This window comes from Georgenia alba (assembly GCF_042665525.1).
Lineage (GTDB): Bacteria > Actinomycetota > Actinomycetes > Actinomycetales > Actinomycetaceae > Allobogoriella > Allobogoriella alba.
On the sequence record NZ_JBHTCQ010000001.1, the window covers coordinates 993,742 to 1,017,011 of the forward strand.

At 71.5% G+C, this 23,270-nt stretch carries 21 protein-coding genes and 1 tRNA gene; 10 read left to right on the forward strand and 12 right to left on the reverse strand.

The annotated features are described in order from the left end of the window. Positions 1-141 precede the first annotated feature (141 nt). The 6 genes from ACFQQL_RS04720 to thpD all read left to right on the forward strand — a co-directional run bounded on the left by ACFQQL_RS04720 (position 142) and on the right by thpD (position 6,051). The gene (locus tag ACFQQL_RS04720; RefSeq protein WP_382391757.1) at positions 142-1,422 is read left to right on the forward strand and encodes an aspartate kinase; all 1,281 of its coding nucleotides are present in this window, start codon (positions 142-144) and stop codon (positions 1,420-1,422) included. Then, entirely contained in the window at positions 1,419-2,492 is a 1,074-nt protein-coding gene (locus ACFQQL_RS04725) for an aspartate-semialdehyde dehydrogenase (protein WP_382391759.1), read from the forward strand. The genes ACFQQL_RS04720 and ACFQQL_RS04725 overlap by 4 nt, the downstream gene beginning before the upstream one ends. A gap of 292 nt (positions 2,493-2,784) precedes the next feature. Next, positions 2,785-3,312 carry a diaminobutyrate acetyltransferase gene (gene ectA, locus ACFQQL_RS04730; protein WP_382391761.1) on the forward strand — a complete coding sequence of 176 codons (528 nt, stop codon included), beginning with the start codon at positions 2,785-2,787 and terminating at the stop codon, positions 3,310-3,312. Positions 3,313-3,393: 81 nt separating this feature from the next. Continuing rightward, positions 3,394-4,659: a diaminobutyrate--2-oxoglutarate transaminase gene (ectB, locus tag ACFQQL_RS04735; RefSeq protein WP_382391763.1), complete on the forward strand. Its 1,266-nt coding sequence runs from the start codon at positions 3,394-3,396 to the stop codon at positions 4,657-4,659. Positions 4,660-4,702: 43 nt separating this feature from the next. Then, positions 4,703-5,095: an ectoine synthase gene (locus ACFQQL_RS04740; protein WP_382391765.1), complete on the forward strand. Its 393-nt coding sequence runs from the start codon at positions 4,703-4,705 to the stop codon at positions 5,093-5,095. Between the two features lie 56 nt (positions 5,096-5,151). Beyond that, the gene (gene thpD, locus ACFQQL_RS04745; RefSeq protein ID WP_382391767.1) at positions 5,152-6,051 is read left to right on the forward strand and encodes an ectoine hydroxylase; all 900 of its coding nucleotides are present in this window, start codon (positions 5,152-5,154) and stop codon (positions 6,049-6,051) included. 109 nt (positions 6,052-6,160) lie between these two features. Here thpD and ACFQQL_RS04750 read toward each other — a convergent pair whose 3' ends face one another. From ACFQQL_RS04750 to ACFQQL_RS04775, 6 genes are all read right to left on the reverse strand, one after another. After that, the gene (locus ACFQQL_RS04750) at positions 6,161-6,646 is read right to left on the reverse strand and encodes an NUDIX hydrolase (RefSeq protein WP_382391769.1); all 486 of its coding nucleotides are present in this window, start codon (positions 6,644-6,646) and stop codon (positions 6,161-6,163) included. Positions 6,647-6,703: 57 nt separating this feature from the next. After that, positions 6,704-8,863 carry a PhoX family protein gene (locus ACFQQL_RS04755; RefSeq protein WP_382391771.1) on the reverse strand — a complete coding sequence of 720 codons (2,160 nt, stop codon included), beginning with the start codon at positions 8,861-8,863 and terminating at the stop codon, positions 6,704-6,706. A gap of 113 nt (positions 8,864-8,976) precedes the next feature. Continuing rightward, positions 8,977-11,034 carry a PhoX family protein gene (locus tag ACFQQL_RS04760; protein WP_382391773.1) on the reverse strand — a complete coding sequence of 686 codons (2,058 nt, stop codon included), beginning with the start codon at positions 11,032-11,034 and terminating at the stop codon, positions 8,977-8,979. Positions 11,035-11,157: 123 nt separating this feature from the next. Beyond that, positions 11,158-11,231, reverse strand: a tRNA-Pro gene (locus ACFQQL_RS04765). 218 nt (positions 11,232-11,449) lie between these two features. Beyond that, entirely contained in the window at positions 11,450-12,370 is a 921-nt protein-coding gene (locus ACFQQL_RS04770; RefSeq protein ID WP_382393786.1) for a metallophosphoesterase, read from the reverse strand. Next, positions 12,367-14,922, reverse strand: a complete 2,556-nt coding sequence (locus ACFQQL_RS04775; protein WP_382391775.1) for a transglycosylase domain-containing protein — start codon at positions 14,920-14,922, stop codon at positions 12,367-12,369. The genes ACFQQL_RS04770 and ACFQQL_RS04775 overlap by 4 nt, the downstream gene beginning before the upstream one ends. Before the next feature lie 227 nt (positions 14,923-15,149). On the opposite strand from ACFQQL_RS04775, the gene ACFQQL_RS04780 reads away from it, so the two are divergent. Genes ACFQQL_RS04780 through ACFQQL_RS04790 form a run of 3 tightly spaced genes read left to right on the forward strand, consistent with a single transcriptional unit; the run spans position 15,150 to position 16,182 of the window. Next, positions 15,150-15,518, forward strand: a complete 369-nt coding sequence (locus tag ACFQQL_RS04780; protein WP_382391777.1) for a WhiB family transcriptional regulator — start codon at positions 15,150-15,152, stop codon at positions 15,516-15,518. A 33-nt stretch (positions 15,519-15,551) separates the two neighbouring features. Then, positions 15,552-15,719: a DUF4177 domain-containing protein gene (locus ACFQQL_RS04785; RefSeq protein WP_382391779.1), complete on the forward strand. Its 168-nt coding sequence runs from the start codon at positions 15,552-15,554 to the stop codon at positions 15,717-15,719. Beyond that, positions 15,712-16,182, forward strand: a complete 471-nt coding sequence (locus ACFQQL_RS04790) for a RidA family protein (protein WP_382391781.1) — start codon at positions 15,712-15,714, stop codon at positions 16,180-16,182. Before ACFQQL_RS04785 ends, ACFQQL_RS04790 begins: the two co-directional genes overlap by 8 nt. A 50-nt stretch (positions 16,183-16,232) precedes the next feature. Here the strand turns inward: ACFQQL_RS04790 and ACFQQL_RS04795 are convergent, their stop codons facing one another. Then, entirely contained in the window at positions 16,233-16,922 is a 690-nt protein-coding gene (locus ACFQQL_RS04795) for a Crp/Fnr family transcriptional regulator (protein ID WP_382391783.1), read from the reverse strand. A gap of 111 nt (positions 16,923-17,033) precedes the next feature. Here ACFQQL_RS04795 and nth point away from each other — a divergent pair, with 111 nt between their 5' ends. After that, positions 17,034-17,774 carry an endonuclease III gene (gene nth / locus ACFQQL_RS04800; RefSeq protein WP_382391785.1) on the forward strand — a complete coding sequence of 247 codons (741 nt, stop codon included), beginning with the start codon at positions 17,034-17,036 and terminating at the stop codon, positions 17,772-17,774. A 5-nt stretch (positions 17,775-17,779) separates the two neighbouring features. Here nth and ACFQQL_RS04805 read toward each other — a convergent pair whose 3' ends face one another. The 5 genes from ACFQQL_RS04805 to ACFQQL_RS04825 form a co-directional block, all read right to left on the reverse strand. Next, entirely contained in the window at positions 17,780-18,694 is a 915-nt protein-coding gene (locus ACFQQL_RS04805) for an alpha/beta fold hydrolase (protein WP_382391787.1), read from the reverse strand. Between the two features lie 30 nt (positions 18,695-18,724). After that, the gene (locus tag ACFQQL_RS04810) at positions 18,725-19,045 is read right to left on the reverse strand and encodes a branched-chain amino acid transporter permease (RefSeq protein ID WP_382391789.1); all 321 of its coding nucleotides are present in this window, start codon (positions 19,043-19,045) and stop codon (positions 18,725-18,727) included. Beyond that, positions 19,038-19,736, reverse strand: coding sequence for an AzlC family ABC transporter permease (locus ACFQQL_RS04815; RefSeq protein ID WP_382391791.1), 699 nt, complete (start codon positions 19,734-19,736; stop codon positions 19,038-19,040). Before ACFQQL_RS04815 ends, ACFQQL_RS04810 begins: the two co-directional genes overlap by 8 nt. 188 nt (positions 19,737-19,924) lie before the next feature. Next, on the reverse strand, positions 19,925-21,913 hold the full coding sequence (gene acs, locus ACFQQL_RS04820; RefSeq protein WP_382391793.1) for an acetate--CoA ligase: 1,989 nt from the start codon (positions 21,911-21,913) through the stop codon (positions 19,925-19,927). 136 nt (positions 21,914-22,049) lie between these two features. Further along, entirely contained in the window at positions 22,050-23,180 is a 1,131-nt protein-coding gene (locus tag ACFQQL_RS04825) for a hypothetical protein (protein ID WP_382391795.1), read from the reverse strand. Positions 23,181-23,270 lie beyond the last annotated feature (90 nt).

Genomic DNA, 23,270 nt, shown 5'->3' on the forward strand with positions numbered 1-23,270 from the left:
CGCGGAGGATGTCCGGCAGATGGGCATCGGGCGCCTCTCCGGTGCCCCGCGCACGGCGCCGTCCGTACTATGGACCGGTCCACGAGACCGCCCGGCGCTCGGGCGGCGAGAAGTCCCAACCCCTAGGAGTTGTTCCTCCCCGTGGCCCTTGTCGTCCAGAAGTTCGGAGGCTCGTCGGTCGCCGACGCAGCCAGCATCCAACGCGTCGCCCGCAGGGTGGTCGCCACCAAGGAGGCGGGCCACGACGTGGTCGTCGTCGTCTCGGCGATGGGCGACACGACGGATGACCTGCTCGACCTCGCGGGCCAGATCACGGCGAACGCCCCTGCGCGCGAGATGGACATCCTGCTCACCGCCGGCGAGCGGATCTCGATGGCGCTGCTCGCCATGGCGGTCACCGAGCTGGGCGTCCAGGCGCGGTCCTACACCGGCCAGCAGGCCGGGCTCCGCACGGACCGGCGCTACGGCAAGGCCTCGATCGTCGCCATCGGGCCCGACCGCATCAACAGCGCTCTGTCCGAGGGCAAGGTGGCCATCGTCGCCGGCTTCCAGGGCGTCAACGAGCTCAACGACGTCACGACCCTCGGCCGCGGCGGGTCCGACACGACCGCCGTCGCGCTCGCCGCGGCGCTCGAGGCGGACGTGTGCGAGATCTACACGGACGTCGACGGGCTCTTCACCGCCGACCCGCGCATCGTGCCGGCCGCGCGTCACGTCAGCCACATCACGTACGAGGAGACGCTCGAGCTGGCCGCGAACGGCGCGAAGGTCCTGCACCTGCGCGCCGTGGAATTCGCCCGGCGATACGGCGTTCCACTGCATGTCCGTTCGTCGTTCTCGCAGAAGGAAGGGACCTGGGTCACCGACGCCAGCGTCACCGCTCCGGGCCAGGAGGAAAACATGGAAGACCCGATCATCTCCGGTGTCGCGCACGACAACAGCCAGGGCAAGATCACCGTCGTCGACCTGCCCGACGTCCCCGGCATCGCGGCACGGCTGTTCCAGGTCGTCGCGAGTGTCGACGCCAACATCGACATGATCGTCCAGAACGTCTCCACCCACGGCACGGGACGCACGGACATCTCCTTCACGCTGCCCGAGGCCGATGGCCGCGCGGTGCGCCAAGCCCTGGCCGACGCCGCCGACGACCTGCAGTACAGCGAGGTCCGCTGGGACGACCAGATCGGCAAGCTCTCTCTCGTGGGTGCCGGGATGCGCTCCCACCCCGGCGTCTCGGCACGGCTCTTCGACGCCCTGTCCGAGGCGGGCGTGAACATCGAGATGATCTCGACCTCGGAGATCCGCATCTCGGTGGTCACCCGCGCCGAGGACCTCGTCGCCGCGGTCCGCGCGGTCCACTCCGCGTTCGAGCTGGACGCGACCGAGACCGAGGCCGTGGTCTACGGAGGGACCGGACGATGACGACGACGGAGCGCCAGGTCGGGCATGGCATCACCCTCGCGGTCGTCGGCGCCACGGGCCAGGTGGGCCGCGTCATGCGCACCCTGCTCGAGGAGCGCGACTTCCCCGCGGCCCGTGTGCGGTTCTTCTCCTCCGCCCGGTCCGCCGGCACCACGCTCCCGTTCCGCGGCACCGAGGTTCCCGTCGAGGACGTCGCGACGGCGGACCTGTCCGGCATCGACATCGCCGTCTTCTCCGCCGGCGGGACGGCGTCGCGCGAGCACGCACCTCGGTTCGCGGCCGCAGGCGCCGTCGTCGTGGACAACTCCTCCGCCTGGCGCATGGACCCGGAGGTCCCGCTGGTGGTCTCCGAGGTCAACCCGCACGCCCTCGCCGACCGCCCCAAGGGCATCGTCGCGAACCCCAACTGCACCACCATGGCGGCCATGCCCGTCCTCAAGGTGCTCGACACCGAGGCCGGTCTGACCCGCCTGGTGGCCTCGACGTACCAGGCGGTCTCGGGTTCCGGCCGTGCGGGCGTCGCCGAGCTCGAGGGTCAGGTCCGGGCCGCTGTGGAGCAGGACGTCGCCGCGCTCACGCTCGACGGGGCCGCGGTGAGCTTCCCCGAGCCGACGGCGTACGTGGCGCCGATCGCCTTCGACGTCGTCGCCCTCGCCGGAGACCTCGTCGAGGACGGGTCCGGGGAGACGAACGAGGAGCAGAAGCTGCGCAACGAGTCGCGCAAGATCCTCGAGCTGCCGGACCTGCCCGTCTCGGGCACCTGCGTGCGGGTGCCGGTCTTCACCGGGCATGCCCTGTCCATCAACGCGGAGTTCGCCCGGCCGATCAGCCCGGACCGGGCGCGCGAGCTGCTCGCCGACGCCCCCGGCGTCGAGCTGGCCGAGGTCCCGACGCCGCTCGCCGCAGCCGGCCAGGACCCGAGCTACGTCGGCCGGATCCGCCAGGACCCGTCCGTCCCCGGCGGCCGCGGGCTCGCCCTGTTCGTGACGGGGGACAACCTCCGCAAGGGGGCGGCTCTCAACACGATCCAGATCGCCGAGCTCCTCGCCGCGGAGCTCGTCCAGGTCTGACCCGGGTGCACCGACCTCGCGCGAGGCGGCTGGGCCAGGCTAGGAGCCTCGACCCCCGGCCGCCTCGCCGCGGTGTGGGCGCCGTCACGTGCACGGCCGTGACCGGGTTCACGGCCCCCACCAGCCGTCTCAGCATGCGGACCGCATTTGGGGTGCGCGGTCCGAACCGCCCGCCGCGAGGTTTCCCGCACGAGGCTGCCGGGTCCGTGCGACCGAGGCGTCCCGAGGCGCCGCGAACCGCGCCGTGGTCCGGTTTCCCTGGGCGCCGAAGGTGCATACGGTAGAGGGCGGTATGCCGATGACGACGCAGGACGACACCGACGATCCGCCGCACGCGGCGACCACGCCCGACCTCACCATCCGCCCGACGACGCGGGCGGACGGTGCTGCGATGTGGCGCCTGGCGCGCGACGGCGGAGTGCTCGACCTCAACTCGTCGTACGCGTACCTGCTCTACGCCCAGGACTTCGCCGACACCTGCCGAGTCGCCACGCTGGACGGCTCGGTCGTCGGCTTCGTCTTGGCGCACCGGCCCCCGGCGCGGCCCGGCAGCCTCTTCGTGTGGCAGGTCGGCGTCTCGCCCGAGGCGCGCGGCCGCCGCATCGCCGCGAGGATGATCGAGGACCTGCTCGACTCCCTCGACGTCGAGACGCTGGAGGCCACGGTGACCGAGTCGAACACCGCGTCCCGGGCGCTCTTCAGCGGCATCGCCGCGCGACGAGGCGCCGAGCTGACGTGGCGCGAGTTCGTCCGGGGTGGCGACTTCCCGGACGAGGGCCACGAGGCGGAGCCGCTGCTGCAGATCCCGGTCGGGCACTGACGCGCCCGGACCGGCACGAGACCAGGCCCGAGACCGGGCACGAGGAGGCCGCCACCGGCGGCCACGGACACGAAGGAAAGCATGCCCCTCACACCCACGACAGACGGCACGGAGCACGAGTCCGGAGTCCGCAGCTACTCGCGCAGCTGGCCGGTCGTGTTCGACCGCGCGGTGGGATCCACCCTCTACGCGGAGGACGGCACCGAGTACCTCGACTTCTTCGCCGGTGCGGGGACCCTCAACTACGGGCACAACAACCCGACCCTGAAGAAGGCCCTCCTGGAGTACCTCTCCGGGGACCACATCGTCCACTCCCTCGACATGCTCACCACCGCGCGGCGTGAGTTCCTGCGCACCTTCGCCGAGCAGATCCTCGAGCCCCGCGGCCTCGACCACAAGGTCATGTTCCCCGGACCCGGCGGCGCGAACGCCGTCGAGGCCGCCCTGAAGCTGGCCCGCAAGGTCACCGGCCGCGAGGCCGTGGTCTCCTTCACCAACGCCTTCCACGGCATGACGCTTGGCGCGCTGTCCGTCACGGGCAACTCCATGAAGCGCGGCGGTGCCGGCATCCCGCTGGTGCACGCCACACCCATGCCGTACGACGACTACTTCGACGGCGACATCCCCGACTTCGTCTACTTCGAGCGGATGCTCGAGGACGCCGGCTCGGGGCTCAACGAGCCCGCCGCGGTGATCGTCGAGACTCTCCAGGGCGAGGGCGGGATGAACACCGCGCGGATCGAGTGGCTCCGCGGTCTGGCCGAGCTGTGCAAGCGGCACGACATCCTGCTGGTCGTCGACGACATCCAGATGGGCTGCGGACGTACCGGCGGCTTCTTCTCCTTCGAGGAGGCCGGGATCGTCCCGGACATCATCACGCTGTCCAAGTCCATCTCCGGCTACGGCCTGCCGCTCGCCCTGACCCTGGTACGCCCCGAGCTCGACGTCTTCGAGCCCGGCGAGCACAACGGCACCTTCCGCGGTTTCGCCCCGGCGTTCGTCACCGCCACCGAGGCGATCCGCACCTACTGGTCGGACGACGCGCTCCAGCGCTCGACGACCGAGAAGGGCGCACTGGTCGAGGGGGCGCTCAACGCGCTGGTCGCCAAGCACCCCGACGCCGGCTTGGTCGCCAAGGGACGTGGCCTGGCACGTGGGCTGCAGTTCGAGAACGCCGAGCAGGCCGGCCAGGTGTGCCGCGAGGCGTTCCGGCGCGGGCTGATCATGGAGACCTCCGGCCCGCTCGACGAGGTGGCGAAGTTCCTGCCGCCGCTGACCATCACCGAGGACGAGCTGAAGCGCGGCCTCACGCTCTTCGGCGAGGCCGTCGACACAGTCCTGTCCTGACTCTCCTGTCCTGACCGATACCCCAGAAAGGGCATCCACGAGCATGATCGTTCGCACGACCGACGAGATCACCGACACCGAGCACGACATCAAGACCGAGAACTGGCGCAGCAAGCGCATCGTGCTCGCCAAGGAGGGTGTCGGGTTCTCCGTGCACGAGACCACCCTGTACGCGGGGACGGTCAACGAGTTCTGGTACGCCAACCACATCGAGGCGGTGTTCGTCGTCGAGGGCGAGGGGCAGATCACGGATCTGGCGTCCGGTGAGACCCACCAGCTGGGCCCCGGCTCGCTCTACCTGCTGAACGACCACGACAAGCACCGCGTGGAGCCGCGTACCGAGATGCGCACGGTGTGCGTGTTCAACCCGCCGGTCACCGGTCGTGAGGTGCACGACGAGAACGGCGTCTACCCGCTGGTGACCGAGACGAGCTGAACTCGCCGCGTGCGTGACGTCACGATCCCGGGCCTGCCCGGGAGAAGGGATAGTTCATGACCGCGACGATCGACCCGACCACCGATCTGTATCCGACCCGCCTGTCCGGGCCGGGGGCGATGATCCAGCGTGAGCACCCGACGGTGTGGGGCTCCGCGGAGGACGGCCCGTTCGACGCCGCCGCTCTGCGGGCCCACGAGGATCGTGGCTTCACGATCCTCGAGGACTTCATCTCCGGCCAGGAGGTCGAGGCCTACACCGCCGAGCTCAACCGGCTCGCCTCCGACGAGTCCCTCAAGAGCGACCACCGCGTGGTCACCGAGAAGGTCTCGGGCGAGGTCCGCTCGGTGTTCGAGGTCCAGAAGCTCAGCGAGAAGCTGGACGCCCTCAGCCGCGACCCGCGGCTGCTGGACCGGGCGCGCCAGCTGCTCGGCTCGGACGTCTACCTGCACCAGACCCGGATCAACTTCATGCCCGGGTTCAAGGGCACCGGGTTCTACTGGCACTCGGACTTCGAGACCTGGCACGCCGAGGACGGCATGCCCGCGCCCCGCGCGGTCAGCTGCTCCATCGCGCTGACCCGGAACTACCCCTTCAACGGGGGCCTCATGGTCATGCCGGGCTCGCACCGCACCTACGTGCAGTGCGTGGGGGAGACGCCGGAGAACAACCACGCCTCCTCCCTCAAGGAGCAGAAGATCGGCGTGCCGAGCGAGGACGACATCACCCAGATGGCCGAGGAGTTCGGCGTCGACCAGTTCACCGGTCCCGCCGGGTCGGCCCTGTGGTTCGACTCGAACATCATGCACGGCTCCGGGAACAACATCACGCCGTTCCCGCGCTCGAACATCTTCATGGTGTTCAACAGCGTGGAGAACGCCCTGACCGAGCCGTTCGGCGCGTCGTCGGCCCGGCCTGAGCACATCGCGAGCCGGGACACCACGCCGCTGCGCTAGTCCGGGTGCGGGGCTGGCTCGGGCGCAGGCCGCCCGAGCCAGTCCGGCCGCCGGCCGACCGCGGCACCGAGGCTGCTCACGGCACCGCCCGCGCGCCGTGATGCCCGGGTCAGCGGACGAACGCGGGACCCGCCGAGGGGTCCGCGCGATACTCCAGCGCCCACCGCAACCGTTCCCGCGAGGTCGCGGTGAGCGGCTCCGGCAACGCGTCGAGCGGGAACCACCCGACCTCGAGGGACTCGTCGTCCCCCACACGCGCCTCGCCCGCGACGTACCGGCACAGGAACGTCAGGTCGAGGTACTGGGCCAGGTCCCCGTTCGCGTGCGTCACGGGCGCACCGGCGCGGACGGACGTCAGGGCCACCGCCTCGGCCTCGACCGCGGTCTCCTCCGCGATCTCCCGCACCAGCCCGACCGCCGGCTCCTCGCCCGGCTCCAGGATCCCGCTGACCAGTGCCCACCAGCCGGTGTCGGCGCGGCGCACCATGAGGACCCGGTCGGCGGCGTCCAGCACCACTGCCGTCACCCCCGGCAGCCACAGCAGGTCGTGGCCGACCTGATCGCGGAGCGCGGTGATGAACGGCGGGATGGGCACCGCTCGACCCTACGGTCCCGGGCGGCGTGACGGCCGGTCAGCCGGCCGGCGGGTGGCTCACCGAGTCTCCGGCAGGCTGCTCGGCGGCTCGTTCGGGTCGCCGGAGTCGTCGCCCGGGGCGGGCCCCTCGGTCGGTTCCTCGGTGGGTCCGTCGGTCGGTTCCTCGGTGGGCCCCTCGGTCGGCTCCTCGCCGGCCCGGGCCGCGGTGACGACGACGGACGGGCGCGGGACGGAGCTTCCGCCGTCGGGCCAGTTCGACGCGGGGCTCTCGAAGCTTGCGCCGTCGATCTCCCCGGGGTGTTGGACCGCGACGATGACCCGGTCCTCGGTGACGACCGGGCCGCACGTCTCGGCCCCGGTCGGCACCGCCAGGAACTGGCGCACCTGGCCGCGCAGGTCGCCCTCCAGCGGCACCTGGTACAGCGCGTCGTTCCAGCCGACGGAGTCGGGCTGGCCGTCGGTGCTGATCCACAGGTTGCCCGCCGGGTCGAACGCCAGGTTGTCGGGGCAGGAGATGGTGGACACCTGGGACTTGTCGAAGCCGGCGAAGTAGGTGCTCGGGTCGTCCGGCGACCCGCAGACCAGGAGGATCCGCCAGGCGAAGGCCGTGGCGCCGGCGTCCTCGTTCTCCTCGACGATCTCGATGACGTGACCGTCCTTGTTGTCGAAGCGTGGGTTGGCCTCGTCGACCTCCGCCTCGCCCTCGACACGGTCGGTGTTGTTGGTGCACGCCACGTAGACGCGTCCCGTTGCGGGGCTGGGCTCGACGTCCTCGGGCCGGTCCATGCGGGTGGCGCCGACCGCGTCACCCGCCTGACGGGTGAAGATGAGCACCTCCTCGGCGGACATGCCCGGCACGTGCGAGGTGGTGCCGGAGACGAGCGGGATCCACTCGCCCGAACCGTCGAACTCACCGTCCTCCGGCAGCGTGCCGACGCCGTCGATCTCGGCGGCCGGGCTGTCCCCGGTGAACCGGGCGACGTACAGCGTCCCGCTGTCCAGCAGCGTGGCGTTGTTCGCGTCGTCGCCCTCGACGTAGACGCCGTCGGAGACGAACTTGTACAGGTAGTCGAACACCTCGTCATCGCCCATGTAGGCGACCGCGCGGCCGTCCTCCGCGATGTTGATGGTGGCGGCCTCGTGCTTGAAACGTCCGAGAGCCGTGCGCTTGCGGGGGGTCGAGGACGGGTCGAACGGGTCGACCTCGACGATCCACCCGAACCGGTTGATCTCGTTCGGCTCCTGGGCGAGGTCGAACCGCGGGTCGAAGGTCTCCCAGAGCCGCTCGGACGCCCCCTCGGTCGCGCCGTAGCGCACAAGCCGCTCCTGCGCCGTCGGGTCCGTGACCGCCGACGAGTTGGCGAAGTACTGGTTGAAGTTCTCCTCGGCGGTCAGCCAGGTGCCCCACGGCGTCAGGCCGCCGGCACAGTTGTTGAGGGTGCCGAGGACGGTCCGGCCCTCCGGGTCGGCCGAGGTCTGCAGGTGCTGCGAGCCTGCCGCCGGACCGGTGAGCTCGAACTCCGTGGTCGCGGTGAGCCGGCGGTTGAGCGGCGCGTCGAGGACCGGGGTCAGGGCGCCGGAGTCCTCGCCCCGCAGGGTGACCACCGACAGGCCGTGGGCCGCCCACGCGGTCGCGACCTGGGCCTCCGTCGGGCTGGCCGCGTCGTACGCCGGGAACATGAGTGTCTCGTCGGTGTACTCGTGGTTCACGACCATGAGGAACTGGCCGTCCTCGAGCTCGAACAGGCCGACGTGGTCGTTGTTGTAGCCGAACTGACGGGCCTGGCCCTCCGCCGTCTGGTTGGCCGGGTCGAACTCGGCGGCGTCGGAGAACAGGGGGTCACCCCATCGGATGACGATGTGGGGGACGTAGCCGTCGGGGACCACGAAGGCGTCCCCGGTCTGCTGGTCGATCGGCTCGAAGACCAGCCCTTCCGGACCGCCCGACGGCGGGGGCTCGGTGGCGGCGAGGACCCGGTCGGCGAGGGCGGCGCTCGTGCCGGCGGTGGCGGCTAGGACCAGGCCGGCCTTGAGGACGGAGCGACGTGAGAAGGCGGCGGCCGCGACGTCCCCGAAGTACGGGTTCCCCGACCTGTTGGGGACCTCGTGGAAGCAGGCGTTGCCGCAGCGGTAGCGGCAGGTCAGCGCGGACCGGCCACCGCCGTGTCCGGGCAGCAGCGGAAGGAACGTGCGGCGTGCAGGGGGCTTGGGCGGCATCTTCGCTCCTCGGAGGGGGATGGACGCGCACACGCTAGGCACCTCAGGTGGCCGCGAGGCTGGGGGGAGGTGAACGCCAGGAGAACTTGCCGGTGGGGGCGTCGAGGAGCGTCTCAGGCCTGCCCGATCCGCCTCCCGTCCGCGCGGTAGGTGACGACGACGGACGGCCGCGGCACCGACGTCCCGCCGTCCGGCCAGTGCGACGCCTGGTCCTCGTACGTCGCGCCGTCGATCTCGCCGGGGTGCTGCACGGCGACGAGGACGCGCCGGTCCGTGATCACCGGCCCGCACGTCTCCGCGCCGGTCGGCACCGCGAGGAACTGGCGCACCTCGCCCCGTCTGCGACCCGAGACCGCGACCCCGTAGAGGGCGTCGTTGGTGCCGAGGCTGCCGGGCTGGCCGTCGGTGCTGATCCACAGGTTGCCGTGACTGTCGAACGCCACGTTGTCCGGGCACGAGATGGGGGAGACCTGGGACTTGTCGAAGCCGGCGAAGTAGGTGCTCTCGTCCTCGGGATCGCCGCACACGAGGAGCAGCCGCCAGCCGAAGGTGCCGGCAGCAGCGTCACCGTGCTCCTCCGCCAGCTCGAGCACCTGGCCGTGCTTGTTCTCGGCCCGCGGATTGGCCTCGTCGGCCTGCTCCGGGGTGCGCGCCGTGTTGTTCGTCAGGGCGGCGTAGACCACGCCGGTGCGTGGGTGGGGCTCGACGTCCTCCGGGCGGTCCATCTTCGTGGCACCCATGGCGTCCGCGGCCTGGCGGGTGAAGACCAGCACCTCCTCGGGCGTCATGCCCGGCACGTGCGAGGTGGTGCCGGAGACCAGGGGGATCCACTCGCCCGAGCCGTCGAACTCGCCGTCGCCCGGCAACGCGCCGCTGCCGTCGATCTCCGCGGGAGGACTGTCCCCGGTGAGACGCGCGACGTAGAGCGTGCCGTTCTCCAGGAGCGTCATGTTGTGCGCGCGGTCGCCGCGGCGGTACCTCTCGTGCGAGACGAACTTGTACAGGTACTCGAAGCGTTCGTCGTCGCCCATGTAGGCGACGGCGCGGCCGTCGTCGCTGAGCCGTATCGTGGCGCCCTCGTGCTTGAGGCGGCCGAGCGCCGTGCGCTTCCTCGGCGTCGAGGACGGGTCGTACGGATCGACCTCGACGACCCAGCCGAACCGGTTGACCTCGTTGGGCTCCTGCGCGAGGTCCCAGCGCGGGTCGAAGCGCTCCCACTTGCGCTCCGACTCCCCGTCGAGCACGCCGTAGCGGGCGAGGCGCTCCCGGGCGACCTCGTCGGTGACGGCCTCGGCGTGTGCGAAGTACTGGTGGAAGTTCTCCTCGCCGGTCAGCCAGGTGCCCCAGGGGGTGAGGCCGCCGGCGCAGTTGTTGAGGGTGCCGAGCACGGTCCGCCCGTCCGGGTCCGCGTGGGTGCGGACGTACTCGGACCCGGCGGCCGGTCCGGTGAGCTCGAAGGCTGCGGTCAGCGGCAGCCTGCGATTCAGCTCATGGTCGACGACCACGTCGAGCGCGCCCGAGCGGCGGCCCCGGCGGGAACCGGTGACGGCCACGACGGTCAGGCCGTGCGCCGCCCAGGCGACCTCGACCTGCTGGCGGGTGGGGTTCTCCGGATCGTACGCGGGGAACATGATCTCTTCGTTGGTGTACTCGTGGTTGACCACCAGGACGTGGTCGTCGCGGTGGTGCCCCAGCGGCAGCAGGCCCAGGTGATCGTTGTTGTAGCCGAACTGGCGGGCCTGCGCGGCGGCCGTCTGGTTCTCCGGGTCGAACTCCGGCGCGTCGGAGAACAGCGGGTCGCCCCACCGGACGAGGACGTCGTGCAGGTACCCCGGCGGGACGGTGACGCGATCCCCGGTCTGCTGGGAGATCGGCTCGAAACGCAGCCCGACGGCGGGTCCTCCGGGAGCGTGCGGTGGCGGACCCGCCGCAGCGGGTCCCGCCTGCGTCGCGGCCGCACCAGTCGCGAGCGCGACGACCGCTCCGGCCCTCAGCACGGAGCGTCGGGAGAGTGCCTCGGTCAATACGTCGCCGAAGTACGGGTTCGCAGACGTGTTGGGGGCGGCATGGAAGCAGGCGTCGCCGCATCGGTACCGGCAGGTCATCGCCGCCCTGCCGCCCCCGTGGGCGGGCACCAGGGGGAGGAGCGTGGGACGTGCTGTGCGTGGCATTGTGCATCTCCTCGTCGAGATCGGCGCTCACATGCTGGCAGCCTGTCACGGCCGTCGCATCTGGTGGAGGTCGGGCGGCACGACGACGGCCCGGGCCCTCACGTGGAGGACCCGGGCCGGTTGTCGGGGTGGCGGGATTTGAACCCACGACCTCTTCGTCCCGAACGAAGCGCGCTACCAAGCTGCGCCACACCCCGAGGTGGGACCGGCGGCTCCTCGCCCTCCGCCTCCGGTGGGTCCTCGTTCCTCGGACCCACGCTCCGCCTCGGGCTCGTCGCCAACCGATCAGCCGGTCCAGGATAGCCGAGCGGGCACGCTGCCGTGAAACGCGATCGAGCCGCCTGCCGGTGTTTGAGACACATGCCACGCAGGACCCGTCGACGCAGCCACCGAGGCGGCCCGACCTCGCAGGCCCTCAGCCCTGGCGAGGTACCAGGGTGAGCAGGCTGGCCTCCGGCGGGCAGGCGAAGCGCACGGGGGTGTAGGGGCTGGTGCCGAGCCCGGCCGAGACGTTCAGCCAGACGGAGTGCTCGCCTCCCACGGTGCCAGGTCGCGAGTCCGGCCAACCGTGCAGACCGGAGGCGCGGCGGCGGTCGAGGTCGCAGTTCGTCACGAGAGCACCGAACCCGGGAACGCACAGCTGGCCCCCGTGGGTATGGCCCGCGAGGATGAGGTCGGCACCGTCGTCGTGCATGGCGTCGAGCACGCGGCGGTACGGCGCGTGGGCGACACCGAGGTGCAGCACCGCACGGTCGTCGTCGTCGGCGTCCGGGAAGACGTCGAGGTCGAGGTGCGGGTCGTCGACGCCGACGAGGGAGAGCTGGGCGTCGCCGACGGTGACGCGGTCCCGGCGGTTGTTCAGGTCCACCCAGCCGGCACGGGAGAGCGCCGCAGCGAGCTCGCCCGAGGGCAGCCGCTCGTCGGGCACGCGCTTCTCGGCGTCGGGAAAGAAGTACCGGATCGGGTTCTTCGGCTCGGGCGCGTAGTAGTCGTTCGAGCCGAAGACGAAGGCGCCGGGACCGTCGAGGAACGGCGCGTACGCCTCCAGCACGGACGGCACCGCGAGCCGGTGAGCCATGTTGTCGCCGGTCGTCACGACCAGGTCGGGCTCCTCTGCGGCGAGGTCACGGACCCAGGCGACCTTGTCCCGCTGGCTGGGCACGAGGTGAAGGTCGGACAGGTGCAGCAGTCGGATCGGTGCCGCACCTGCGGGCAGCACCGGGACGGTATGGCGCCGCAGGGTGTAACGGGTCGCCTCGGTCAGCGCCCACCCGAGCCCTCCGGCTGCCGCGAGGGCGAGGCCGGCGCCGAGGCGCCGCAGGCCGACGGCGCTCAGCCGTTGCCCCAACCGCCCCAGCCGGAGCCACCGCCCCAGCCGGGCCACGAGTTGTTGGGACCGCCACCGAAGCCGCCGCCGCCGTTGCCGCCGTGGCCGCCGCCGCCGCCGTTGCCGCCGCCGCCGTTGCCGCCGCCGCCGTTGCCGCCGCCGCCGTTGCCGCCGCCGCCGCCGCCGTTGCCGCCGCCGCCGTTGCCGCCACCGCCGTTGTCGTCGTCGTCCGGCTCCGGCTCGGGCTCGGGCGCGGGCGCGGGACCCAGGCTGGGCAGGATGGTGACGTTGGAGCCGGCAGAGACGGTGCCGTAGGGAGTGGTCCCGGCGGCGTAGCCGGGCGTCACGTTCGCGTAGATCGGATCACCAACGCTCACCTCGAAGCCCATGTCCTCCAGCGTGGCCGTCGCCTCGTCGATGCTCATGCCCGCGACATAGGGGATCGGGACCTGCTCGCCGTAGATCTCGTCGGTCCCGGCCTCGGGGAAGTTCCGGTGCTCCTCGCCCTCCAGGGCGCGCTCCATGTACGCGCGCCACGTGGGGGCGGGGATGGCGCCGCCGTAGACGAGCTCGTGGTACTCACCGTCGATGGTCGAGTCGAACATCGACCGCGTGCCCTCCTGGAAGCCCATCCAGATGGCGGCCGAGAGCTGCGGCGTGTAGCCCACGAACCAGGCGGCCGAGTCGTCGTTCGCCGTCCCGGTCTTGCCGGCGGCCGGCCGCCCGTCCGGCAGAACCGCCTGGTAACCGGTCGAGTCGGTCGGGGGTGTGACCACCTCCTGGAGGGCGTGGTTCACCCCGTTCACGACGTCGGGCTCGAGAACCTGCTCGCACGAGGGGTCGAAGGACGCGATCTCGTCGCCCGACCGGTCGGTGATGTGGGTGATGGCCCGCGGGTCGCAGCGTTCGCCCTGGTTCGCCAGCGTGGCGAACGCGACCGACTGGCTCAGCGGGGTGATGGTGTTCGAACCGAGGACCGCCGCCGGGTTGGGCGTGAGCGGGTCGCCGGTGCCGGTCTGGATGCCCATGCGCTCAGCGTTCTCGACGATGTTGCACATGTTCATCTGGTTGGCCATCTCGACGAACGTGAGGTTCACGGACTGCCGGGTGGCCTCCTGGACGGTCATGTAGCCGCCGCCGATGCCCTCGAGGTTGTTCGGCTCGTACGTGTCCTCGTAGCGGCCGCACGGGATGTTCCAGGACGAGGCCGGGAAGTAGTCGTTCGAGGAGTTGACGGTGTCCATCAGCGAGTGACCCTGCTTGAGCCACTCGATCAACGTGAAGACCTTGAAGGACGAGCCTGACTGGAAGCCGCTGCCCCCGCCGTGGCTCCGGCCGACGTTGAGGTTGACGGTGGTGGCGTTCGGATCGTCCTCGCTCGGGTTGCCCCAGTTGGTGTTCTGGACCATCGAGCGGATGTAGCCGGTTCCGGGCTCGACGGCGTTCAGCGCCATCTTGATGCCGGACTCGTCGTTGATCGGCACGGCCCCGGTCACGGCGTCCTGGGCGGCCTGCTGCCGCTCCGGCTGGAGCGTGGTGTGGATGACCAGCCCGCCGCGGTACAGCTGCTGCTGCCGGTCCTCGCGCGAGGATCCCCACTCCTCGGACAGGAGGAGCTCATCCACCACGTACTCACAGAAATAGGCCGAGATGCCTGCCGCCGCACAGCCGTTGGGCGTGGGGGAGACGTTCAGCATCTCCTCGATCGTCGTGGCCCTCGCCTCGTCGTACTCCTCCTGGGTGATGTACCCCTGGTTGTGCATGGCGCTGAGGACGAGGTCGCGGCGCGCCTTGGCATTCTCCGGGTTCTCCACGGGGTCGTGCCGGGCCGGCGACTGGGTGATCCCCGCCAGCAGCGCACCCTCCGCGACGCTCAGGTCCGCGGCCGACTTGGAGAAGTAGTACTGGGCCGCGACCTCGACGCCGTACTGCGACGGGCCGAACTGCGCGATGTTCAGGTAGCCCTCGAGGATCTGGTCCTTCGTGTACTGCTGCTCGATCGTGATCGCCAGGCGGGCCTCCTCGAGCTTGCGGCCCAGCGTCGTCTCGGTGGCCTGCTGGATCAGCTGCTCGTCACCGCTGAGCCGTCCCTGCTCGATGAGCATGTTCTTCACGTACTGCTGCGTCAGGGTGGAGGCGCCCTCCGTGGCACCGCCCGTGATGTTGTTGACGAACGCCCGCATGATGCCCTCGGGGTCCACGCCACGGTGCTCGTAGAATCGCCGGTCCTCGATCGCCACCACGGCGTCGCGCATGGCCGGGGCGATCTCGTCGATCTGGACGACGACGCGGTTGTCCGCGTAGATGGTGGCGAGCAGGGACCCGTCGGCGGCGACGATCTGGCTGCTCTGGGACGGTTCCGGCACGGCCAGCTCGCTCGGCAGGTCCTGGAACATGTCCTCGGTCGACTGGCTCACCGCACCGACGGCACCCACCGCCGGCATGACCAGGCCGGCCGCGAGCACACCGCCGAGCCCGGAGACCAGGACGAAGGCGAGCAGCATGACCAGCAGCTGTGCCGGCCGGACGGCGCGCCCGGACGCTGACGACGGAGACGACATGCAGCCCAGGGTACGCAACGGACGGAGGGGAACGGGGCGAGGCGTGGCGGGTTCCACACGGGTTCGCGGGTGGCTGAGGGCCCTGTATCCGACCGGTTGATGGCGGTTCGGTCACGTCTTGGTCACGTCTGGGTCACGACCCTTCCCTGCGGTTCAACTCGCGCCCTAACGTCGCGAGCAGCAGCACGAGGGTCCGGGCCCGCCGGGGCCCGGCGAGGAGGGACCTGATGCCCGTCGACGACGACCAGACCTGGGCGTCCCGCGCCGCCTGCGCGGGTTGCGAGCCGGACAGGCTCTTCGTGCAGGGAGCCGCGCAGCGCGAGGTGCGCGAGCTCTGCTTCTCCTGTCCGGTGCGACTGGACTGCCTGGCCGATGCACTGACCTCCCACACCGCCTTCGGGGTCTGGGGCGGGCTGACCGAACGGGAGCGCCGGGCCGTGCTGCGGCAGTATCCGCACGTGACCAACTGGGCCGAGTGGCTCCGCGAGGCCGACGACGAGCTCGTGGACGAGCTGCAGGCCGACCGGCCGCCACGGGTCATCGCCCGCATGCGGGCCCAGCAACGGGCGCGGCTCGAGGAGGCGCGGACCGCCTGACGGCGGGGAGGGGCAGCCTCCTAGGATGAGCGCATGACAAAGTGGGAGTACGCCACCATCCCCCTGCTGATCCACAACACCAAGGGCATCCTCGACCAGTGGGGCGAGGACGGCTGGGAGCTGGTGCAGGTCGTGCCCGGGCCGCAAGGCTCCAACAATCTCGTGGCCTATCTCAAGCGGCCGAAGGGCGCCGGTGAGTAGCCCCTCGGCGCGGCTGGCCGAGCTGGGCCTCGTGCTGCCCGCGGTGCCAGCGCCGGTCGCGTCCTACGTGCCGGCCGTGCGGCACGGCGACCTCGTCTTCAGCTCGGGCCAGCTCCCGATGGTCGACGGCGCTCTCGGCGTCACGGGCAAGGTCGGGACCTCGCCCGGCGCGGTGAGCGGGGACGTCGCGCGCGACGCTGCGCGGACGTGCGCCCTCAACGCCGTCGCCGCGGTCGCCGCCGAGGCCGGCGGCATCGACGCGATCACCGCCGTGGTCAAGGTGACCGGCTTCGTCGCCTCGGAGCCGGGTTTCGGTGGCCAGCCGGCCGTCGTGGACGGTGCCTCCGAGCTGCTCGGCAGCGTGTTCGGAGACGGCGGACGGCACGCGCGCAGCGCGGTCGGCGTCGCCGTCCTGCCGCTCGACGCGCCGGTGGAGATCGAGATCGTCGTCGCCGTCTCCTGACCGGTCGCCGACTCGTCACACTTGTGCGGGAGGGTGGCGCGTGGGACGGGTCAGCGGGCCCGGCGGCGGAGGCGGTCCACCTCGATCAGCAGCACCGCCCGGCCCTCCAGGCGGATCCAGCCGCGGGAGACGAACTCGGCCAACGACTTGTTGACCGTCTCCCGGGAGGCGCCGACGAGCTGCGCGAGCTCCTCCTGGGTGAGGTCGTGCGGGACGTGGACGCCCTGGTCGGTCGTCCGGCCGAAGCGGTCGGCCAGGTCGAGCAGGGCCTTCGCCACCCGGCCGGGGACGTCGGAGAAGACGAGGTCGGCGAGCGACTCGTTGGTTCGCCGGAGCCGGCGGGCGAGTGCCCGAAGCATGTGCTTGGCCAGCTCGGGCCGGGTCTCGAGGAACGACATGAGCGCGGAGTGCTCGAGGGTGAGCAGCCGGCTCGGCGCGACCGCGGTCGCCGTCGTGGAGCGAGGGCCCGGGTCGAAGAGCGTGAGCTCGCCGACCAGCTCGCTCGGCCCGAGCACGGCGAGCAGGTTCTCCCGGCCGTCCGACGCCGTGTGCCCGAGCTTCAGCTTGCCGTCGACGATGATGTAGAGCCGGTCACCGGGGTCGCCCTCGTTGAACAGGGTCTCTCCGCGACGAAGGGTCGTCTCGGTCATGAGGGACCGCAGCCCTGCCTGGTCCTGCTCGTCCAGCGCGTCGAAGAGCGGCACGCTTCCGATGACGTTCTGTTCCACCTCAGGTCCCATCGATCGTCTTTCCCGCGCCCGCCCCGGGGTCGCGACGGCCCCCATCCTGCCATCACCTGTGACGGAGGGCACATGTCTTCGGGTGTGGGCGGGTCGATCTAGTCTCGACCCATGACCGCACGTGCCTCCGGCGCCCGCACGTCGACCACCCGGCGCAGGCCACCGCGACCACGCTCGAAGAAGGCCGCCAAGGAGCAGGCTCTCGCCGTCGATGCGCTGCTTGCCGAGGAGTGGCCGGACGCTCGGTGCGAGCTCGATTTCACCAACCCGCTCGAGCTGCTCGTGGCAACCGTGCTGTCCGCGCAGACCACAGACAAGCGTGTGAACCAGGTGACGCCCGCGCTCTTCGCGGCCTACCCCGACGCCGCCGCGTACGCCGCGGCCAGGCGCGAGGACCTCGAGGAGATCCTGCGTCCACTCGGCTTCTTCCGTGCCAAGGCGGCGTCCCTCCAGGGCCTGGCCGCCGCCCTGGTGGCCGACCATGCCGGCGAGGTGCCGGACACGCTGGAGGAGCTCGTGAGGCTGCCCGGCGTCGGCCGGAAGACCGCGAACGTCGTCCTCGGCAACGCGTTCGGCATCCCGGGCATCACGGTCGACACGCACGTCGGCCGTCTCGCCCGGCGCCTCGCGTGGAGCCGGGAGAAGGACGCGGTCAAGGTCGAGAAGGACATCGCCGCGCTGCTGCCGCCCGAGGAGTGGACGATGGCGTGCCACCGGCTCATCTTCCACGGCCGTCGGGTGTGCCACTCGCGCAGGCCCGCCTGTGGTGCGTGCGTGCTGGCCGGGCTGTGCCCGTCCTACGGCGAGGGCGAGACGGACCCGGAGAAGGCCCGCGCGCTCGTGACGGCCTGAGACCGTCAGAGGCAGATCTCTCCGAGGAAGTCCACGAGAAGCTCGGTGACTGCGTCGGGAGCTTCCTCGGGCAGGAAGTGCCCGGCGCCGTCGATCGTCTCGGTCCGGAACGGACCGGTGACGAAGCCGGCGTCGTGCCGGAAGGACCAGGCCGGCCACAACGGGTCGAGCGCACCGCGGACCGTCAGGGTCGGCACCGTGACCGGGGCACTCACCTGCTCGAGGTAGCGGCGGCCGTCGGGTCGCGGCGTCGAGCGGAGCAGCCAGCGGAAGTGCTCCATCGTGGAGTGCGCGGCGAACGGCAGCGCCAGCGCGTCCGTGTAGCGGACGGCCTCGGCGAACGCGCCGTCGTTGCCGGGTGCCGACCAGGCCACCAGCAGCCGCCGCACCAGGTCACCGGTCCGGATCGCCCGTTCCGGGAACCACGGCACCTGGAAGCGCAGCAACATGGCCAGCGCCCGCGGGGGGACCGGTGTGCGGAGCCGGTGCAGCGGCACCGGATGGGGGTTCGCGAGCACGGCGACGGCGCGGGTCAGCGACGGCGCGACGTGCGGCATCGACCACGCCACGGTCCCGCCGAACCCGTGGCCGACCACTACGGCCTCGCCGAATCCGAGCGACCGGACGACGCCGGCGACGTCCCGTGCCAGGACGTCCGTCTCGTGATGGTGCGGAGGCTTGTCACTCCCGGCGAACCCGCGCAGGTCCATCGCGACCACCGCGTAGCCCGCCTCCGCCAACCGGGGAATCTGGTGCCGCCACGCCCACCAGAACTGCGGGAACGCGTGCAGCAGGACGACCAGGGGCCGTCGTGGCTCGAGGTCACCGGCAGTGGCGACGTGGAACTGCGCACCGTTGGCGGCGACGTCGCGGTGCTGCCACGGACCTGGGACCAGCACACTGCTCGAGTCGGCGACCACGCTCCGCGACGTTACCGTCACCGGCCGCCGTCACATGAGCGACTGTGTCGCGATGTAGGCCGCGGTGCCGCCGATGATGCTCAGCAGGGCGTTGCGGCGCCACAGGTGCAGGCCCGCGGTGACCGCCACGCCGACCAGCTCCGGCACGCCGTGCGGGGCGGCGGTGAGGTCGACCTCCGCGAGCGTGTAGACCACGAGGATGGCCATGACTCCGAGCGGCATGGACCGTGCCAGGTAGTCGACGACGGCGGAGTCCTGCACCCGCCGCAGGGCGACGAACGGCGCCAGCCGGAGCGCGTAGGTCACGGCGAAGATCACCAGGAGCGTCAGGAGGATCCGCCACTCAGGCACGGCGGCTCCTCCTCACTGCGAGCCGGGCCACCAGCACGATCACGAAGGCGCCGAGTGCGAGGACCAGCATGGCCCCCGGCGCCACCACGAGGGCCAGGACCGCGCAGCCGAGGGCGATCAGCAGCGAGGTGCGGTCCGGTGCGGCACGGTAGGCGTCGATGGTCAGCACGACGAACAGGGCGGTGAGCGCGAAACCGAGGCCCTCGACGTCGAGGCCGACGCCGTGGCCGAGGAGCGCGCCCACGGTGGATCCGGTCACCCAGTACATCTGGCAGAAGATCTCGGTGCCGAGGACGCGCGGGCCGGTCAGCTGAGCGTGCGGCCGGGTCGCCAGCAGGGCGTACGCCTCGTCCGTCAGGGCGTGCACGCCGTACAGCCGGCCTGGGGCCGACCGGATCTTCCGCAGCGGGAAGGACAGGCCGTAGAAGACATGCCTGAAGTTGACGAAGAACGTCGTGGCCGCGACCTGGACGAGCCCGACGCCGCCCGTCACCAGGCTGATGGCGAGGAACTCCATTGAGCCGGCGTAGATGACCACCGAGAAGACCGGTGCCCACCACCACTCCAGCCCGGAGGTGACGAGCAGGACTCCGAACGCCGCACCGAGCGGCAGGTAGCCCATCCCGACGCCGACGGTGTCCCGCAGGGCCTTGACGACCTCGTCACGTGTGCGGACGGGTCCATCTGGCATGCCCTCAGGCTACGAGAGCACGAGGGCCTCCCAGGCCCGCGAACGTGACGGAGTGGCGCGAGGCGTCTGCGGGGGCGGCGGTCGGAGTGCCGGCAGGCTGGGTGGGCCTGGCCGTCGCGACGAGGAACGAGGAGCGACTGGTGCGCCTGCCGGCGCCCGACCGCCGCCCCCAGGAGAGCAGGTGGGCCTCAGCCCGCCTTCATGCCCTTGGAGATCTGCTCCATGACCGAGGAGTCGGCCAGCGTCGTGACGTCACCCGCCTCGCGGCCCTCGGCGATGTCCCGGAGCAGCCGGCGCATGATCTTCCCCGACCGCGTCTTCGGCAGCTCGGCGACCACGAGGATCGACCGCGGCTTGGCGATCGGGCCGATCTCCTTCGCCACGTGGTTGCGCAGCTCGGCGACCACGTCGCCACCCTCGCCCTCCTCGTCCGCGCGAGAGACCGCCTCGGCGCGGAGGATGACGAACGCGACGACGGCCTGACCGGTCGTGTCGTCCTTGGCGCCGACGACGGCCGCCTCGGCCACGGACGGGTGGGAGACGAGCGCCGACTCGATCTCGGTCGTCGAGAGCCGGTGCCCGGAGACGTTCATGACGTCGTCCACGCGGCCGAGCAGCCAGACGTCGCCGTCCTCGTCCTTCTTGGCGCCGTCACCGGCGAAGTACATGTTCTCGAAGCGCGACCAGTAGGTCTCCTGGAACCGCTGCGGGTCCCCCCAGATGCCGCGCAGCATGGACGGCCACGGCTCGGTGAGGACGAGGTACCCGCCGCCGCCGTTCGGGACGGGCTTGCCGGCCTCGTTGAGGACGTCCGCGCTGATGCCCGGCAGCGGCACCTGGGCGGAGCCTGGCTTGGCCGCGGTGACACCGGGGAGCGGGGAGATCATGATGGCGCCCGTCTCGGTCTGCCACCACGTGTCGACGATCGGCGTCTTCCCGCCGCCGATGGTGTTGCGGTACCAGATCCACGCCTCGGGGTTGATCGGCTCGCCGACGCTGCCGAGCACCCGCAGCGAGGACAGGTCGTGCTTGTTCGGGTACTCCTCGCCCCACTTCATGCAGGCGCGGATCGCGGTGGGCGCGGTGTAGAGGATCGTGACCTTGTACTTCTCCACGATGTCCCACCACCGGTCCTTGTCCGGGGTGTCCGGCGTGCCCTCGTAGAGGACCTGCGTGGTGCCGTTGAGGAGCGGGCCGTAGGTGACGTAGCTGTGCCCGGTGACCCAGCCGATGTCGGCGGTGCACCAGTAGACGTCGGTCTCCGGCTTGTGGTCGAAGACGTGGCGGAACGTGAAGGCGGTCTGGGTGAGGTAACCGCCGGTGGTGTGCAGGATGCCCTTGGGCTTCCCGGTGGTGCCGGAGGTGTACAGGATGAACAGCGGGTGCTCCGCCTCGACGTCGACCGGCGCGTGCTCTGGGGAGGCCGCCTCCAACGCCTCGCCCCACCGGACGTCACGCCCCTCGGTCCAGGCGACCTCCTGGCCGGTGCGCTCGACCACGAGGACGTGCCGCACGTCGGTGCCCTTGGCGAGCGCCTCGTCGACCGCGGGCTTCAGCGCGCTCGGCTTGCCCCGGCGGTAGCCGCCGTCGGCGGTGATGACCACGCGGGCGTCGGCGTCGATGATCCTGCTGTGCAGGGCCTCGGCGGAGAACCCGCCGAAGACCACCGAGTGCGGGGCGCCGATGCGGGCGCACGCCAGCATCGCGATGACTGCCTCGGGGATCATCGGGAGGTAGATGGCCACCCGGTCCCCGGTGGCGACGCCGAGCTCGGTGAGGGCGTTCGCGGCGCGGGAGACCTGGTCCTTGAGCTCGGCGTAGGTCAGCGTCCGGGTGTCACCGGGCTCGCCCTCGAAGTGGATGGCGACGCGGTCGCCGAGGCCGGCCTCCACGTGCCGGTCGACGGCGTTGTACGCGGCGTTGAGCGTGCCGTCGGCGAACCACCGGGCGACCGGGGCGCCGGAGAAGTCGAGCACCTCGGTGAAGTCCTTCGACCACGTGATGAGCTCCCGGGCCTGCTGCGCCCAGAACGCCTCGCGGTCGGTTGCCGCGACGTCGTACATCTCGACGGTGGCGTTCGCCTGCGCGGCGAACTCAGGGCTGGGCGGGAAGGTCCTGGTCTCGTGGAGGAGGTTCTCGAGATCGGCACCCGGCTGGGTGGCTTCGTTCTGGGACATCTGCGTCCTCCCGTGACGAGGTCGTGGTGGCCCCGGGGTGTGCCCAGGGCGCACGGAAGCTGTCGAGAGCAACATATCGAAGTTGCGGCGTCGTGCAGACTCCGGCGACGGGCCGTGCGGGGACCGCCTGCGCGCGTCAGGCCTTGTTGTTGCCGTGGCGGGCCGTGCGGCGCTCGTACGCCTCACGACGGCGCTGCTCGGCGCGGCCGGCCCGGCGGACTCCCGCCGAGACCAGGCCGACGACGAACAGCGTCAGGCCGTAGAGCGCGAGCCGGCCGGAGGGGCCGTCCTGCAACAGGTGATGGGCCACGTTCCCGCCGAACGCGTTGAGCCCCTCGAGCCAGTCCGTGACGGGTCCGAGCAGATCTGCCGCCCGGGCGGGGACGGCGACGAACGCGGTGCCCACGAGCAGGACGATCAACCCGACGACGGTCGCGCCGAGCGCGGAAAAGCGGGCCGCGAGAAGGACGACGACGGTGACCACCAACCCCGCGGCGAGCTCGATGAGCGCCGCCGGGGAGACGACACCGGTCTGCCACGGGCTGTTCTCGCCGAGGGTCAGCCGGGCTCCGGCGTCGGCCACGAGGTACCAGGCCACCGGCCCGAGGATCAGGGTGATCAGGAGGCTCCACCAGTGTGCGCCCGCGCGAGAGCGCGGCCGCGCCTCCGTCGCGCCGGCCAGCACGGCCTCCGAAGGCCTCTCCCGATCGGTGCCCCAGCGTTCCCGCAGCTGTGCCTCGTCCGCGGACGTGCTCGCCCCGGCCGGTGCCGCTGCGGCGTCCTCGTCACGTGCGGGCGCGGTGGCCGGGGTGATCGGTGCGGCGTGCGCGGGGCCGCTCTCGCGATCAGCGGTGCCGGCGGGCGACGAGGTGCTCGTCGTGCTCGAGGAGCTGGTCGCGGCGGTCGTGCGGGGCTCGTCGGTCCGGCCGAGGAATCCCTGGCGCCGGGTCGCCGTCGAGGTGAGCTCATCGTCCCGCGCGCTGTCAGCGGGCTCGCTGGGCTCGCCCGCCGTCCGTGCGCCGGCTGCGGGTGTGCCGCTGGGCGGGGTGGTGGTGGCGGGTCTGCCGGGGTCAGGCGCGACGGCCGCGGAGGGCTCGTCGGCCGGTGCTGGGGAGGAGTCGTCCGTGGCGGGCTCGGCGAGCCAGCTCGGCCGGCTCGGTGGCGGGGTCTCCCCAGCGGGCACGGAGGCACTCTGCTCCGAGGACCCGCCGGGTACCTCCGTGGCGTCGGTGGCCTCGTCGGGGCGGTTCGGGTCGGGCGTGGTCACAGGTCCTCCTCGGCTTCTCTGACGGATTCCACGCTACTGCCGGAGGTGTGCGCGGCCCGGGGGACGCGCCGCATCCACATGCGGCCGCGT